General features: G+C 70.9%; 15 protein-coding genes. 9 read left to right on the forward strand and 6 right to left on the reverse strand.

Features of this window, described 5'->3' with window-relative positions; all coding sequences use genetic code 11:
• Positions 1 to 92: 92 nt before the first annotated feature.
• Positions 93 to 1,166, forward strand: a complete 1,074-nt coding sequence (locus JOM49_RS24170; RefSeq protein WP_209666518.1) for a glycoside hydrolase family 43 protein — start codon at positions 93 to 95, stop codon at positions 1,164 to 1,166.
• A 6-nt stretch (positions 1,167 to 1,172) separates the two neighbouring features.
• Here the strand turns inward: JOM49_RS24170 and JOM49_RS24175 are convergent, their stop codons facing one another.
• On the reverse strand, positions 1,173 to 2,096 hold the full coding sequence (locus JOM49_RS24175) for an aldose 1-epimerase family protein (protein WP_245369452.1): 924 nt from the start codon (positions 2,094 to 2,096) through the stop codon (positions 1,173 to 1,175).
• Positions 2,097 to 2,187: 91 nt separating this feature from the next.
• On the opposite strand from JOM49_RS24175, the gene JOM49_RS43835 reads away from it, so the two are divergent.
• The 6 genes from JOM49_RS43835 to xynA all read left to right on the forward strand — a co-directional run bounded on the left by JOM49_RS43835 (position 2,188) and on the right by xynA (position 8,057).
• Positions 2,188 to 2,790: a helix-turn-helix domain-containing protein gene (locus JOM49_RS43835; protein WP_209666519.1), complete on the forward strand. Its 603-nt coding sequence runs from the start codon at positions 2,188 to 2,190 to the stop codon at positions 2,788 to 2,790.
• Between the two features lie 39 nt (positions 2,791 to 2,829).
• On the forward strand, positions 2,830 to 4,227 hold the full coding sequence (locus JOM49_RS24185) for an aldehyde dehydrogenase (NADP(+)) (RefSeq protein ID WP_209666520.1): 1,398 nt from the start codon (positions 2,830 to 2,832) through the stop codon (positions 4,225 to 4,227).
• Positions 4,220 to 5,050, forward strand: coding sequence for an SMP-30/gluconolactonase/LRE family protein (locus JOM49_RS24190; protein WP_209666521.1), 831 nt, complete (start codon positions 4,220 to 4,222; stop codon positions 5,048 to 5,050). Before JOM49_RS24185 ends, JOM49_RS24190 begins: the two co-directional genes overlap by 8 nt.
• 23 nt (positions 5,051 to 5,073) lie before the next feature.
• Positions 5,074 to 6,021, forward strand: coding sequence for a U32 family peptidase (locus JOM49_RS24195; RefSeq protein WP_209666522.1), 948 nt, complete (start codon positions 5,074 to 5,076; stop codon positions 6,019 to 6,021).
• On the forward strand, positions 6,018 to 7,166 hold the full coding sequence (locus JOM49_RS24200) for a mandelate racemase/muconate lactonizing enzyme family protein (RefSeq protein WP_209666523.1): 1,149 nt from the start codon (positions 6,018 to 6,020) through the stop codon (positions 7,164 to 7,166). Before JOM49_RS24195 ends, JOM49_RS24200 begins: the two co-directional genes overlap by 4 nt.
• Before the next feature lie 198 nt (positions 7,167 to 7,364).
• A complete protein-coding gene (gene xynA / locus JOM49_RS24205; RefSeq protein ID WP_245369453.1) occupies positions 7,365 to 8,057 on the forward strand; it encodes an endo-1,4-beta-xylanase XynA in 693 nt (230 codons plus the stop codon).
• Positions 8,058 to 8,292: 235 nt separating this feature from the next.
• Here the strand turns inward: xynA and JOM49_RS24210 are convergent, their stop codons facing one another.
• Complete coding sequence (locus tag JOM49_RS24210) at positions 8,293 to 8,931, reverse strand: LysE family translocator (protein ID WP_209666524.1); 639 nt, start codon at positions 8,929 to 8,931, stop codon at positions 8,293 to 8,295.
• A gap of 140 nt (positions 8,932 to 9,071) precedes the next feature.
• On the opposite strand from JOM49_RS24210, the gene JOM49_RS24215 reads away from it, so the two are divergent.
• Positions 9,072 to 10,214 (forward strand): PucR family transcriptional regulator, encoded by a 1,143-nt coding sequence (locus JOM49_RS24215; RefSeq protein WP_209666525.1) that lies wholly within the window; start codon positions 9,072 to 9,074, stop codon positions 10,212 to 10,214.
• Positions 10,215 to 10,236: 22 nt separating this feature from the next.
• On the opposite strand, the gene JOM49_RS24220 is transcribed toward JOM49_RS24215, so the two are convergent.
• On the reverse strand, positions 10,237 to 10,644 hold the full coding sequence (locus JOM49_RS24220) for an organic hydroperoxide resistance protein (protein WP_209666526.1): 408 nt from the start codon (positions 10,642 to 10,644) through the stop codon (positions 10,237 to 10,239).
• Between the two features lie 78 nt (positions 10,645 to 10,722).
• Between JOM49_RS24220 and JOM49_RS24225 the strand changes: the two genes are divergently transcribed.
• A complete protein-coding gene (locus JOM49_RS24225) occupies positions 10,723 to 11,214 on the forward strand; it encodes a MarR family winged helix-turn-helix transcriptional regulator (protein WP_209666527.1) in 492 nt (163 codons plus the stop codon).
• On the opposite strand, the gene JOM49_RS24230 is transcribed toward JOM49_RS24225, so the two are convergent.
• The 3 genes from JOM49_RS24230 to JOM49_RS24240 all read right to left on the reverse strand — a co-directional run bounded on the left by JOM49_RS24230 (position 11,193) and on the right by JOM49_RS24240 (position 13,923).
• Positions 11,193 to 12,476, reverse strand: a complete 1,284-nt coding sequence (locus JOM49_RS24230; protein WP_209666528.1) for an MFS transporter — start codon at positions 12,474 to 12,476, stop codon at positions 11,193 to 11,195. The genes JOM49_RS24225 and JOM49_RS24230 overlap by 22 nt on opposite strands.
• Positions 12,477 to 12,479: 3 nt before the next feature.
• Positions 12,480 to 13,484 (reverse strand): Ldh family oxidoreductase, encoded by a 1,005-nt coding sequence (locus JOM49_RS24235; RefSeq protein ID WP_209666529.1) that lies wholly within the window; start codon positions 13,482 to 13,484, stop codon positions 12,480 to 12,482.
• Between the two features lie 160 nt (positions 13,485 to 13,644).
• Complete coding sequence (locus JOM49_RS24240) at positions 13,645 to 13,923, reverse strand: hypothetical protein (RefSeq protein ID WP_209666530.1); 279 nt, start codon at positions 13,921 to 13,923, stop codon at positions 13,645 to 13,647.
• Between the last annotated feature and the right edge of the window lie 502 nt (positions 13,924 to 14,425).

A 14,425-nucleotide genomic window follows, 5' to 3' on the forward strand; every position in this document is an offset into this window, starting at 1 on the left:
CCGGGATACCGAACGGCGTCCGATCGGCTCTTGACGCTGCGAGTGTTAGCGCTCACAGTTGAGGGCGTCGTCGCTGTCGAAGGGACAGTTCAATGCCGAACCCCCATCGCTCCGCCGCTTTCACCCGCCGTGGCGCCCTGCGCGCCGGGGCGGCACTGGCCACCGCCGGCGCCTTCGCCGGGGTCACCCCGGCGTTCGCCGCGGGCAACACCCGGCAGGTGGTGAACCCGCTGATCCGGCAGCGCGCCGACCCGTTCATCACGCGTCACCGCGGCCAGTACTACTTCACCGCTTCCGTCCCCGAGTACGACCGCGTGATCATCCGCGCCTCGCCCACCATCGGCGGCCTGGCGGGCGCCCAGGAGGTCACCGTGTGGCGGCGGCCGTCCAGCGGCGTGATGGGCGGGCACATCTGGGCGCCGGAACTGCACCGCATCGACGGGCGCTGGTACATCTACTTCGCCGCGGGCAACTCCGACGACGTCTTCCACATCCGCCCGTACGTGCTGACCACCGCCAGCGAGGACCCGCGGGTGGGGCCGTGGACGGTGGCCGGGCGCATCAGCCTGCCGCTGAACACGTTCTCCCTGGACGCCACCACCTTCGCCCACCGCGGCAAGCGGTACCTGAGCTGGGCCCAGCACGATCCGGCGCTCGGCCCCGGCACCAGCCTGTACCTGGCCGAGATGTCCTCACCGGTGGCCATCACCGGCACGCCCACGAAGCTGTCCACGCCCACCTACGACTGGGAAACACGCGGGCACCGGGTCAACGAGGGCGCCGCCGCGCTCATCCGCAACGGCCGCGTGTTCCTCACCTTTTCGGCCAGCGCCACCGACGCGAACTACTGCATGGGCCTGCTGACGGCGAACGAATCGGCGAACCTGCTCGACCCGGCGTCCTGGCACAAGTCACCGCAGCCGGTGTTCGCCACCCACCGGGCGAACAGCCAGTTCGGCCCCGGCCACAACAGCTTCACCACCGCGGAGGACGGCGCCGACGTGCTCGTCTACCACGCGCGCCAGTACGAGCAGATCACCGGCGACCCGCTGTACGACCCCAACCGCCACACCCGCGTGCAGCGGCTGCACTTCCACGCGGACGGTTCACCGGACTTCGGCGTGCCGGTGGCCGACGGCCCGGTCGACCTGTCCCGGCACGCCTGAGCCGGATCAGTCCGAATGCGACAGTCCCCAGCTACCGGTGAAGGACTCGCCGGGAGCCAGCGTGAGCAGGCCGTCGCCGGTGTTGAAGGCGTTGGGCGCGCAGGTCATCGGCTCCACGGTGATGCCGCGGCGGGCCGGGCGCCCGGTGCCCGGCACGTCGTCGGTGTAGACCTGCAGGTACCGGTGACCGGCGTCGGCCCACACGGTGACCGTGCGCCCGGACGGCGCGGTGAGCCGCACCGAGGTGGTGCCGTCGGCGTCGGCGGCCAGTCCGGTGTACGCGGTGTCGAGCGCGGTCGTGCCGAGCTTGCGGCCGCCGCGGAAGTCGAACTCGGTGCCCTCGACCGATTCGCGGCCGGTCGGGATGAGGTTCGCGTCGGTCGGGTAGTAGGTGTCCGCGGGCAGGTCGACGATCAGTTCGTCCACAGTGTCGGTGAGCCGGACGTACGGGTGGTAGGCGGCGCCGAAGGGAGCGGGCCCGGTGCCGGTGTTCGTCGCCTGGAGCGTGCAGCGCAGGCCGCCGTCACCGAGCGCGTAGGTCAGTCGCAAGTGGAGGCTGAACGGGTAGCCGTACTGCGGGCGCAGGTGGTGCTCGAGGGTGACCGCGTGCTCGTGCCGCTCGGTGATGTCCCATTCGACCCAGGTGAGCAGGCCGTGCAGGGCGGCGTCGCGCGCCGGTTCGGTGAGGGCGACCTGGTACTCGTGCCCCTCGAAGGTGTAGCGCCCCGCCGCGATCCGGTTGGGCCACGGCGCGATGGCCTTGCCCTGGTGGCTGTCGCCGAGTTCGGCCGGGTCGTGGGTGAGCAGCAGTTCCGTGTCACCGGTCCGCCACGACAGCAGGGTGGCCGCCACCGCGCCGATCACGGCCCGGTCCTCGCCCCAGCCGATCTCGGCGAGCTCTCCGGCGGCGTCGGGCGAAACAACGGGCATCGGGACTCCTTGTGGTATTTCGAACAGGTGCCGGTATTTCGATGTCCGAACGCTATCCGGCACCGCCCCGCCGGGTCAAAGGGAGACGGCTGTGGTCCGTGAGATTCCCGCCGTGGCACGCGCGCTCGACGTGCTGGAGTACGCCCTCGCCGAGGGCCGGGTGAGCGCGGGCGAAGTGACCGCGCGGCTGGGCGTGCCCAGAACCACCGCGCACGAACTGCTCGCCACGCTGGCCGAGCGCGGTTATCTCGCCCGGCCCGCCAAACGCGCCGCGTACACGCTCGGCCCCGGAGTCGGCAAGCTGGGGGAGTCGTGGGCCGTCCGGCGGCGGCTGGAAAGCGAGGGCGAGCCGCTCGCCAAGGCACTGGCGGCCTGGTACGGCCACGAGGTGGCGATCGCGGTGCCCGCCGGGGAGCGGGTGCGGGTGGTCGCCTGCTCCGGCCCGCCGGCCACCGAGGTCGGGGTGCTCGGCCGCGTGCTGGCCGGAAGTGCCGGGGTGGAGCGGGAAATCGCCGAGGAAGCGGTGCACCTGGCCGCCGGGGTGCCGGGTGCGTGGGGACCGGTGGCGGCGCTCGGCCTGCGGGTCCCGCGCGACTGCTGGCTCCGGGTTCCGGCGCCGCAGTGGGACGCCCGGGTGGCCGCCGGTGCCCGGCGGCTCGGGCGTGTGTTGACGGGCGCGACGACCGCTGTCTAGAGTTTCGAACAGCATCCGAAATATCGAACAGGAGGCGGAATGCCCGCCGACACGCTCCGCGCCGCCACGGTGGCCGCCAGGGAACTGGCCGACTGGCCGCCGGATCGGCTGGCCAAGGCGCTGCACCTGGTTGCCGACGCGCTGGCCGCCGCCGGGGACAAACTGGTGCCGATCGCGGCCAGGGAGAGCAATCTGCCGGTGCCGCGGCTGGAGGGCGAACTCGGGCGCACGGTGTTCCAGCTCCGGTTGCTCGCCGGGGAGGTGACCGGTGAGCGGTACCGCGAGCCGGTGGTCGACCGGGCGGATCCCGACTGGCCCGCCGGTGGCCGCCCGGACCTGCGCCGCCTGCTGCGGCCGATCGGCCCGGTGCTGGTGTTCGGCGCGAGCAACTTCCCGTTCGCGTTCAGCGTCGCGGGCGGGGACACCGCCTCGGCGCTGGCCGCCGGGTGCCCGGTGATCCACAAAGGACACCCCGGCCACCCGGAACTCGCCGAAGCGACGGCCGCGGTGGTCTCCGCCGCGCTGGGCCGCGCCGGCGCACCGGAGGGCACGTTCTCCTTGCTGCGCGGGGAAGAAGCGGCCCGATCGGCGCTGCAGGCACCCGAGGTGAAGGCCGCCGCGTTCACCGGTTCGCCCGCCGGGGGCCGGGCGCTGTACGCCCTCGCCGCCTCGCGGCCGGACCCGATCCCGTTCTACGCCGAGATGGGCAGCGTGAACCCGGTCTTCGTGACGCCGGGCGCGGCAGCCGCGCGGCACGCGGAAATCGCCGCCGGGTACACCGATTCCTACCTGCTCGGCGCGGGCCAGTTCTGCACCAAGCCCGGCATCCTGTTCTACCCCGCGGCCGCGCTGCCCGAGTTCGAAGCGGCCGTGGCCGACCGGGTCCGCGGGCAGGCCGCCGCGACCCTGCTCAACGACCGGATCGCCCAGGCGCATTCGCACCGGCGCGCGGAACTCGTCGCGCACCCGGCGGTCCGCGTCGTCGCGCCCGGCACGGACACCCCGGACGGCACGCGGGCGGCCCTGCTCGCCACCACCCTGCCGGAGCTCCGGGCGGCCGGTGAGGTGCTGCTGGCCGAGTGCTTCGGCCCGACCTCGCTGCTCGTCGCCTATGACGGCGAACACGAACTCCTCGCCGCGGCGCGGTTGTTCACCGGTGAGCTGACCGCGACCGTGCACGGCGAAGCGGGGGAGCAGGTGGCCCGGCCGCTGGTGCGCAGGCTCGCCGAGTTCGCCGGGCGGGTGGTGTGGAACGGCTGGCCGACCGGTGTCGCGGTCACCCACGCCCAGCACCACGGCGGACCGGCCCCAGCCGCCACCGGCACCTTCACCTCGGTGGGCACCGCGGCGATCCGGCGGTTCCTGCGCCCGGTCGCCTACCAGAACCTGCCCGGCGAGTTGCTGCCGCCGCCGTTGCGGGACCACGACCATGGCTGAGGCGGTGACCGAAGCGCTGGCCTGGCACGGGGAAGGGCCGGTGTGGTGGGAGGACCACCTGGTGTGGGTGGACATGCTCGCCGGAGACGTGCTGAGTCTCGCTCCCTCCGGGCAGGTGACGCGCGCGCACGTCGGTTCGGTCGCGGCGGCACTGCGGCCGCGCCGGTCCGGTGGCTGGGTGCTGGCCACCGAACGCGGGTTCGCCCTCGCCGAGGACCTGACCGGGCCGGTCACCGCGCTCGGTCCACTGTGGATCGACGAGGGCATCCGGATGAACGACGGGGGCTGCGACCCCGACGGCCGGTTCTACTGCGGCTCGATGGCCTACGACACCAGGACGGGCGCGGGCGCGTTGTTCCGGCTCGATACGGACCACAGCGTCGAGCGGGTGCTCGCCGATGTCACCATCTCCAACGGTTTCGCGTTCAGCCCCGACGGCACCACGGCGTACTACGTGGACACCCCGACCCGCCGCATCGACGCGTTCGACTACGGCCCCGGCGGGCTCACCGGCCGCCGGGTGTTCGCGCAGGTCGAGCCGCCCGGCGAGCCCGACGGCCTCACCGTGGACGCCGAGGGCGGCGTGTGGGTGGCGCTCTGGGGTGGTTCGGCGGTGCGCCGCTACGACCCGGACGGGGTGCTCGACGCGGTCGTCGAACTGCCGGTGACCCAGGTGACCGCGTGCACCTTCGGCGGCCCCGGGCTGACCCGGCTCTACGTCACCACCTCCCAGCAGGACGCGGCGCCCGACCACCGGGCCGGGGCCGTGTTCGCCGTGGACCCCGGTGTCGCGGGACTGCCCGCGCTCACCTTCGCCGGCTGACACTCCCCAGAAAGGCGCGCCACGTGCAGAGATTCCGCGAGTTGCTCGGCGAACTCGGGTTCGCCGAGTCCGACCACGCCCTGCCCGACAGCACCAAACGCTTCCCGGACGGCGCCCAGTACCGGGTGGAGCTCCCCAGCGTCGAGGGACCCGAGGTGTTCGACGCCGTGCTCGCCGAGGCGGCCGCGCGCGGGGTGCCGGTGCACCGGGTTTCCCAGGGCAGCGGCGGAATGCTGCTGACCGGGGACGAACTGGCGCGGATGACGGAGATCGGCGTGGGCGCCCGGACCGAGGTCAGCCTGTTCGCGCGGCCGCTCGCGGGCTGGTCGACCGGCGCCGCCGCGCTGGCCTCCGGCGCGGGCGCGCTCGCCGCGCAGGCCAGGGGCACCGAGCAGGTCGTGCACAACCTGGCCGACATCGCCCGGTCCGCGGCCGCGGGCATCCGCAGCGTGCTGATCACCGACCTGGGCACGCTGGAGGTGGCCGCCGCCGCCCGCGAGCGCGGCCTGCTCCCGGCGAGCCTGCAGTTCAAGATCAGCGTCCAGATGGGACTGTCCAACCCGGTCTCCATCCGGCTGGCGGAGCGGGTCGGCGCGGACACCTACAACGTGCCCACCGACCTCGGCCTCGGCCAGTTGGCGGCCGTGCGCGCCGCGGTCGACCTGCCGCTGGACATCTACATCGAGGCACCGGACGACCAGGGCGGGTTCGTCCGGCACTTCGAGATCGCCGAGATCGTCCGGGTGGCCGCACCCGTCTACCTCAAGTTCGGCCTGCGGAACTCGCCGAACATCTACCCCAGCGGTACGCACCTGACCGACGTGGCCATCCGGCTGGCCCGCGAACGGGTGCGGCGCGCGGAAATCGGCCTGGCGTTGCTGGCCGAGGAGATGCCGGACGCGGTGATGTCCGAGCTGGGTGCCGAAGGAATCGCACTGCCGGAACCGCTGAACCAGGGAGCTGCCCGATGAAGATCACCGCGGTCGACACCTTCGTGCTCGGCACGCCGTGGCGTGACCTCACCTTCGTCCGCGTCACCACCGACGACGGGCTGACCGGGGTCGGCGAGACCCGCATGCTCGGGCACACCAGGGCGCTGCTGGGGTACCTCGCCGAAGCGGCACCGCGGCACGTGGTCGGGCACGACCCGTTCGACACCGAGGCCCTGGTGCAGCGGATGAAGTACGGCGACTACGGGCGCGCGGGCGAGATCGTCATGTCCGGCATCGCGTGCGTCGAGATGGCCTGCTGGGACATCATCGGCAAGGCGCTGGGCCAGCCGGTGTGGCGGCTCCTGGGCGGCAAGGTCCGTGACAGCGTCAAGGCCTACGCCAACGGCTGGTACACAGTGGAGCGCACGCCGGAGGAATTCGCGGCGGCGGCGAAGAAAGTCGTCGAGCGCGGGTACCTCGCGATGAAGTTCGACCCGTTCGGCCCCGGGCAGTGGGAACTGGAACCGGCCGAGCGGCGGCGGTGCGTGTCGCTGGTCGAGGCGGTGCGCGACGCCGTCGGCCCGGACGTCGAGCTGCTGGTGGAGATGCACGGGCGGTTCGCGCCCGCCGAAGCCATCCGGATCGCGCGGATGCTCGAGCCGTACGACCCCGCGTGGATCGAGGAACCGGTGCCACCGGCCAACCTCAAGGCGCTGGCGACGGTGGCGGGCAAGGTGACCATCCCGGTGGCCACCGGCGAGCGCATCCACGACCGGGTCGAGTTCCGCGAACTGTTCGAATCCGGTGCGGTGGACGTGATCCAGCCCGACATCGGGCACCTCGGCGGCATCGCCGAGACCCGCAAGCTGGCGGCCACGGCCGAGGCGCACTACACGCTGATCGCGCCGCACAACGTCGGCGGGCCGGTGCTCACCGCGGCGAACCTGCACCTGGCGGCGTGCACACCGAACTTCAAGATCCAGGAGCACTTCAACGACTTCGCCGACGAACACGTGAAGCAGGCCGCGCCCGGCCTGCCGGAGGTGGTCGACGGCTACTTCGCGCTGCCGGACGCGCCGGGCCTCGGCGTGGAACTGGATCCCGACTTCATCAACGAGCACCCGTCGACCGGCGCCTTCTTCGACTTGTTCAAGGAGGGCTGGGAACGGCGCGGTACCTCGTAGTCGAAAGTTTCGACGAGCCTGGCCCTGGCCGGGGTTTCGAGAGGGTCAAACCGCGGGTCGATCCTCCCGGCAGTCGGCCCGGGCCAGGCTCGATGCGTTTCGGTATGTTTCCGAAAACTGTTCGAAACTTGTTGACAGTCTCCGGTGGCTGGACGAACACTCGGAGTGGTCTCCCGCCGGCCTCAACGAGGAGGAAACATGTCGATGGACCACGTCCAGCCCCACCCGATCAACCGCCGGTTGTTCCTCGGCGGCACCGGCGCGCTGGCGCTGGCCACCACGTCCGCCTTGGTGCTTCCCGGAACCGCGGGCGCGGACACCACCATCACCACCAACCAGACCGGTACGCACAACGGGTACTACTTCTCGTTCTGGACCGACGGCGGCGGTTCGGTTTCGATGACCCTGAGCAACGGCGGCAACTACCGGACCAACTGGAGCAACACCGGCAACTTCGTCTGCGGCAAGGGCTGGAGCAACGGCTCGCGCAGAACGGTCAACTACTCGGGCAGCTTCAACCCCTCCGGCAACGGCTACCTGTGCCTCTACGGCTGGACGTCGAACCCGCTCGTCGAGTACTACATCGTCGAGAGCTGGGGCAACTACCGCCCGACCGGCACGCACCGGGGCACGGTCAACAGCGACGGCGGCACCTACGACATCTACCAGACCATGCGGTACAACGCGCCGTCGATCGAAGGCAACAACAAGACCTTCCCGCAGTTCTGGAGCACGCGCCAGCAGAAGAAGGTCGGTGGCACGATCAACACCGGCACCCACTTCGACGCCTGGCGGAGCAAGGGCATGAACCTCGGCAACTTCAACTACTACATGATCATGGCCACCGAGGGCTACCAGAGCAGCGGCAACTCGAACATCTACGTGAGCTGATCGGGATGGCGCCGAGATAGCCGTCCGCCTGCCGGGTCACCTTCAGCAGCATGCTGTCTTCGAAGACGGTGTCTCCGTTGCTGAAGGTGTCCCGGCCGCTGATCATCGGTCGGGGTCAGGTCGGCCATGCCGCCACTGAATCCCGTGCCGCCAGGTGGCGGGCCGCCCGCGGGAGGGGCACCCGCGGGCGGCCCGCCAGTTCCTCCGCTGGACCGCGCTTGGCGCTGTGCGTGCCCTAGGCGCCGCGGTCGGCGACCAGGCGCACGGCCAGCGCCCCGAAGATGGCCGCGGACACCCGGTCGAGCCAGCGCCGGATCGAGGGCCGCCGCAGGAGCAGCGCCGCGAGCGCGCCCGCGGTCAGGCCGACCGAACCGTCCACCGACAGGCCCACCGCGATGAACACCGCGCCCAGGACCAGGAACTGCACGCCCAGCGGCCAGCTCGCCTCGGGGTGCAGGAACTGCGGGAAGAAGGCCAGGAAGAACAGGATCACCTTCGGGTTGGCCAGGTTGGTCAGCACCGCGAGCACGTAGGTGCGCCGCAGGCTGCGGTCCGGCACCGGCTCGGGATCGGTGTTCGCCAGCGCCTGCTTCGAGGAGCGCAGCGTGGTCACCGCCAGGTAGACCAGGAAGGCCGCGCCGGCGATGCGGACGGCGTCCAGCACGGCCGGGGCCGCCTGCAGCAGGGTGCCGAGGCCGAGCGCGGCGGCCACGGTGTGCACGGCGAGCCCGGTGGACATGCCGAGCGCGGCCACCACCCCGGCGCGGCGCCCCTTGGCGATGCCGTTGGCGACGATGAACAGCATGTCCGGGCCCGGCACCAGGCTGATCACCAGCGCGGCGGCGACGAAGGCCAGCAGTACGGAAAGATCCACCGGCCCATCCGACCACACCGGGGCCCGGCCCGGGAACCGGATTTCCCCGCCCGTCGTTGCTGACGAGCGGAACCGAGCCTTCCGCCTCACCCCGCCGGTTCACTACGATCCGGCGGTACCTCAATTCGAGGGGAGCCGGTGTGAGCGATCTGTTCGGGCTACTGGAAAAACGTGCGGAAGCGAATGCGCGGGCCGAGGTGGTCGCCTACGCCAGGGAAATCCCGGACTACCGGCGTGAAGCCGCCGATCCACGAGGGCACGCGGCGATGCTCGACTACGCCATCTGGATGCGCCGCCACACCGTCGAAATGACGCGCGGGGACGATCCGCTGGGTGAATCGGCGTTGGCGTTCATCGGCGAGATCGGCCGGGAGCGGGCGAGCAACGGGTTCAGCACCAGGGCCGCGGAATCGGTGCTGGTGCTGCACGCGAACCTGATGCTGCACGAGATCCACGACGCGGCAGGCGACGGTGAGGACCTGAACCAGCTGCTCCAGTTGACCGCGTGGTTCGGCGCGCAGGGGTTGCGCGGCACGGCCGCCTACATGCGCGGCTATCTGGACGAACAGGCGTTGCGCGTCAAATTGGCGCAGCGGATACGCAATTTGGCGGAATCGCTGCTGGCGAATGCGGCGACGGCCGCGGAAATCGCCCGCAGCCTCGGGGTCACCGTGCACGAGGAATACGTGGCGGTGGTGGTCCGGTGCCCGGAGAAACCCGGCGAGCTGGCCGACGAAATCGTGGAACTGGCGTTCAAGCAGCACGCCGTCCCGGCGCTGTGGCGGGAGCCTGGGGAACTGGTCGCGCTGCTCCCGGCGGGCCGGGACGAGCCGCTGACCGTGGTCCGGGCGATCGTCGAACTGGCGGGCGGGCCGTGTGCGGTCGGCGCCGCGCCCGGCCGGTCCACCGCGCTCGCCGAGGCGGTGGCGGTGGCCACGCGGGTGGCCCAGGTGGCGCCGCGCGAACGGGTTCCCCGTGCCGTCTACGGGATTCCCGAGGTGTTCGTGGAACTGGGTGTGGCCCACGTGCCGGAGGTCGACGAGTGGCTCGGCGACCTGGTGCGGCGGCTGGCGAACGGCCCGGACCTCGTGGCCACCCTGGACCTCTACTACCGCAACGACATGAACCGGCTCACCACCGCGCTGGCCCTGCACATCCACCCGCGCACCCTGGACTACCGGCTCGGGCGCGTCCGCGAACTGACCGGGGTCGACCCCGGCTCGGTCCGCGGCATCCGCATCCTGAGCAGTGCGGTGGCGCGGGCGCTGCGCGAGCCGGGGTGAGCGCAGCGCCCGGGGACCGCTGCTACTCGACGACCAGTTCGACCGGGATGTTGCCGCGGGTCGCCTTCGAGTACGGGCACATCTGGTGCGCCTGCTCGACGAGCTCCTTGCCGGTCTCCTCGGCGATCTCGGCCGGCAGTTCGACCCGCAGGGTGACCGCGAGCGCGAAACCGGTGTCGTCCTTGTCGATGCCGACCTCGGCGGTCACCGAGATGTCCTTGGTGTCCACCTTCGCCTGCCTGCCGACCGCGCCCAGCGCGCTGGCGAAGCAGGCCGCGTACCCGGCGGCGAAGAGCTGCTCGGGGTTGGTGCCCTTGCCGTTGCCGCCGAGCGCGGGCGGCATGGCCAGCGCGAGGTCGAGCTGGCCGTCCGAGCTGACCGCCCGTCCGTCCCGGCCGTTGGCGGTGGCTGCCGCGGTGTAGAGCGCCATGGGGTTCCTTCCGTCGGTGTCTGCCCGGCAACTGTGGCACACAATTGAATTGTGCACAACCTAATGTACGCTGGCGGCATGACCGCGAGCCACGACCAGGCACCGCCCACGCGGGCGGAGGAGCTCCTGCGCCTGGACAGCCAGATCTGCTTCGCCCTGCACGCGGCCTCCCGCGCCTTCAGCGGCGTGTACCGAACCGCGTTGCGCGAGCTCGAGCTGACCTATCCGCAGTACCTGGTGATGCTGGTGCTGTGGGAGTCCGACGGCGTCCCGGTCAAGGAGATCGGCGCGCGGCTGCGGCTGGACTCCGGCACGCTTTCGCCGTTGCTCAAGCGGCTGGAAGCGGCCGGGCTCATCCGGCGGCTGCGCAGTGAGCAGGACGAGCGCTCGGTGGAGATCCACCTTTCCGCGGCAGGGGAGGCGTTGCGGGAGCGCGCGCTGGACGTGCCGCGGCAGATCGCCGATGCCACCGGGATGCCGGTGGCCGAGCTGAAGGACCTGCGTGCCAGGGTGGCCGCGCTGACCGCCGCGATCGACGGCGTCCAGGCTCAGGGCGAGAGCTGCCCCTGAGTGATGTCGACGTCCTTGCTTTCCTTGGAGAGGTAGAAGGCGACGAACGAGACGGCGGCGGTGAAGATCATCCAGCCCGCCACCAGCCAGCCCTTGCCGTCGGCCTGGGCGACCAGCGCGGCGGCGATGAGTGGGGAGAAACCGCCGAGCGCCGCGCCGATCTCGCGTGAGGCGGCGAAACCGGTGTAGCGAACGCGCGCGCCGAACAGTTCCGCGTAGAAGGCCGGCTGCACGGCGATCATCGGCGCGAAGCCGAGCGTGGTCGCCAGCACGAGCGCGAGCCAAATCAGCAGCGGCTCCCTGGTGTCGAGCAGCAGGAAGTACGGGAAGGCGAAGGCGGCGGTGAACACCACGCTGAACAGGTTCAGCGGGCGGCGCCCGATGCGGTCGGACAGGGCGCCGTACACCGGCTGGAGCGCGATCACGAAGACGCTGAACACGATCACGCCGGTGAGCCCGACCCAGCGGTCGAGGCCCAGCGTCCTGGTCAGGTAGGTGACGGTGTAGGTGGCGTAGAGGTAGACCACCGCGGTGTCGCAGATGTGCGCGCCGATGCCGATGACGAAGTTGCGCGGGTACCGCCGCAGCGCGTCGAACACCGGCAGGGAGACGGTGGCCTGCTTGGCCGACATCTCCTTGAACACCGGGGATTCGGCGACTCGGAGGCGGACGTAGAGCGCGACGCCGATGAGCACGAAGCTGAACAGGAACGGGACGCGCCAGGCCCAGGCGAGCACGGTCTCGCGGCCGAGTTGTTCGACGAGCAGGAACACCACCGTGCCGGCGAGCAGTCCGATTTGGACACCGGTCTGCGCGAACGAGGTGAAGAAGCCGCGGCGCTTCGGCGGTGCGTGCTCGGCCAGCAGTGTGGAGGCGCCACCGAATTCGGCGCCGGCGCCCAGGCCCTGGCACATCCGCAGCACGGTGAGCAGGATCGGCGCGGCGATGCCGATGCTCTCGTAGGTCGGCAGGAGGCCGATCAGGCCGGTGGAGACGCCCATCACCAGCGTGGTGACGACCAGGGTGGACCGCCTGCCGATGCGGTCGCCGAGGTGGCCGAAGACGAAGCCGCCGAGCGGGCGCACCGCGAAGCCGACGCCGAAGGTGGCGAACCCGACGATGGTGCCCATGGCCGGGTCGGCGGTGCGGAAGAACAGTTCGTTGAACACCAGTGTGACGGCGAAGCCGTAGATGAAGAAGTCGTACCATTCGAGCGCGGTGCCGACCACGGAGGCGCTGACCACCCGGCGCAACTCGGACATGACCTACTCCCTCAGTAGAGCGTGCAGTTCCTGCCAGACGGCGTCGGTGAGCGGGATGCCGTCACGTTCGCGTTCCTGCCGGACGCGTTCCTCGGGTTCGCCGGGGACGAGCACTTCGGTGTGCCCTTCGGCTCGCCTGGTTCGGTGCAGCGCGGCGCAGAATTCCTCGGTTTGCTCGCGGAACTGTTGTGGTGGCAGGAAAGCCGCGATGTCGAAGGCGAGCAGGACGGTGCCGAACCCGCCTTGGTAGCCGGGCATGCTACCGATACCGGTGCCGGAAACGAGGCCACCGACGATCTCGATCAGCACGCTGAGGCCGTAACCCTTGTGCCCGCCGAAGGGGAGGAGGACGCCGCCTTCGTAGAAATCCGCGGGGTTGGTCGTGGCGCGGCCTTCACCGTCGAGCACGAGCCCCTCGGGCACGCTTTCACCGCGATCGCGCGCTACGGCGAGTTTTCCTTCGGCCACCCCGGAAGTCGCCCAGTCCATCACCACCGGCGGCTTGCCTGCCTGGCGGGGGACAGCCCAGGCGAGTGGATTGGTGCCGAGCCTGCGCTCGGCACCGCCGTGGGGCGCGACGGTCGGATCGGCGTTGCCGAAGGCGATGCCGACGAGGTCGTGCTCGGCGAGGGTGGCCACGTACTCGCCGAGCCTGCCGATGTGGTTGCAGTCCCGGATGGTCGCCACTCCGGAGCCCTGTTTCCTGGCGAGCGTCTGGAGTTCCTTCGTCGCATGAGCCGCGGCGAGCTGCCCGAAGGCACGGTGACCGTGGATCGTCACCGCCCCGAGCCGCACGAACTCGGTGCGCGGTTCGGCTCGGGGGTCTATCTGTCCGGCTTGGATCTGGCGGAGGTACTGGGGCAACCTGCGCACCCCGTGCGAATCATGGCCGAGCAGGTTGGACAGCACGAGAGACCGCGCCACCCCCTCCGCCGCCTCCTCCCTCGCCCCGGCTCTCACCAGTACGCGATGGGCCAGCGCGTGCAGCTCTCCCCGCTCCACCCTCATCCGTTCCACCCCACGGAACGCCGTTTCACCACCATCCCCCCATCCTGCCACCCCCACCCCTCCCTGTGAACCACCTCACACCCCCTCCACCCCCCGCCCCCACCCCCGAACCGCACGCTCCCACCCCCGAACCGCACGCTCCCGCACCCGAACCGCACGTTCAGGCACCCGAACTCCACATTCGCGCACCGAAACCCACGTCCAGCCAGGCGAACCCCGCGTTCAGGCAGGCGAACCCCGCGTTCAGGCAGGCGAACCCCGCGTTCAGGCAGGCGAACCCCGCGTTCAGGCAGGCGAACCCCGCGTTCAGGCAGGCGAACCCCGCGTTCAGGCAGGCGAACCCCGCGTTCAGGCAGGCGAACCCCGCGTTCAGGCAGGCGAACCCCGCGTTCAGGCAGGCGAACCCCGCGTTCAGGCAGGCGAACCCACGTTCGCGCACCGAGTGCCATTTCAAGCCCGAACTCCGCGTTCAGGCAGCTGAATTCCACGTTCAGACAGCCGAGTTCCTCGTTGGGCACGCGAATACCACGTTCAAGCCGAACCTCACACTCAGGCAGACGAGTGCCACACTCCCGCAGCCGAGTTCCACGTTCAGGCAGGCGAATCCTACGTTGGCGCGGTCGACTTCGGCTTTCTCGCGGGGCGGGCATCGGCCACCCGCGAGATCGGCTGCTGGATCCGGTCGGCATCGCCGTCGGGACTCGGCGCGGGGCCTGTGCCCGGACGCCTGCTCGGACTCCGACTGCGCGGGCCCCAACGATCCGAACGTCGAACTCGGCTGCCCGAACGCAGGCTTCGGCCGCACGAGTGTGGAACTCGGCTACGCGAATGTGTGGTTCGGGCTGCAGGAGCGTGCACCTCAGCACGCGAACGTGGATCTGGGCTACGCGAACGTGAGACTCGCGTGCCCGAACGTGGGGTTCGGCTGCGGCAACGTGGGA

The sequence above is a fragment of the Amycolatopsis magusensis genome (assembly GCF_017875555.1).
Taxonomy (GTDB): Bacteria; Actinomycetota; Actinomycetes; order Mycobacteriales; family Pseudonocardiaceae; genus Amycolatopsis; species Amycolatopsis magusensis.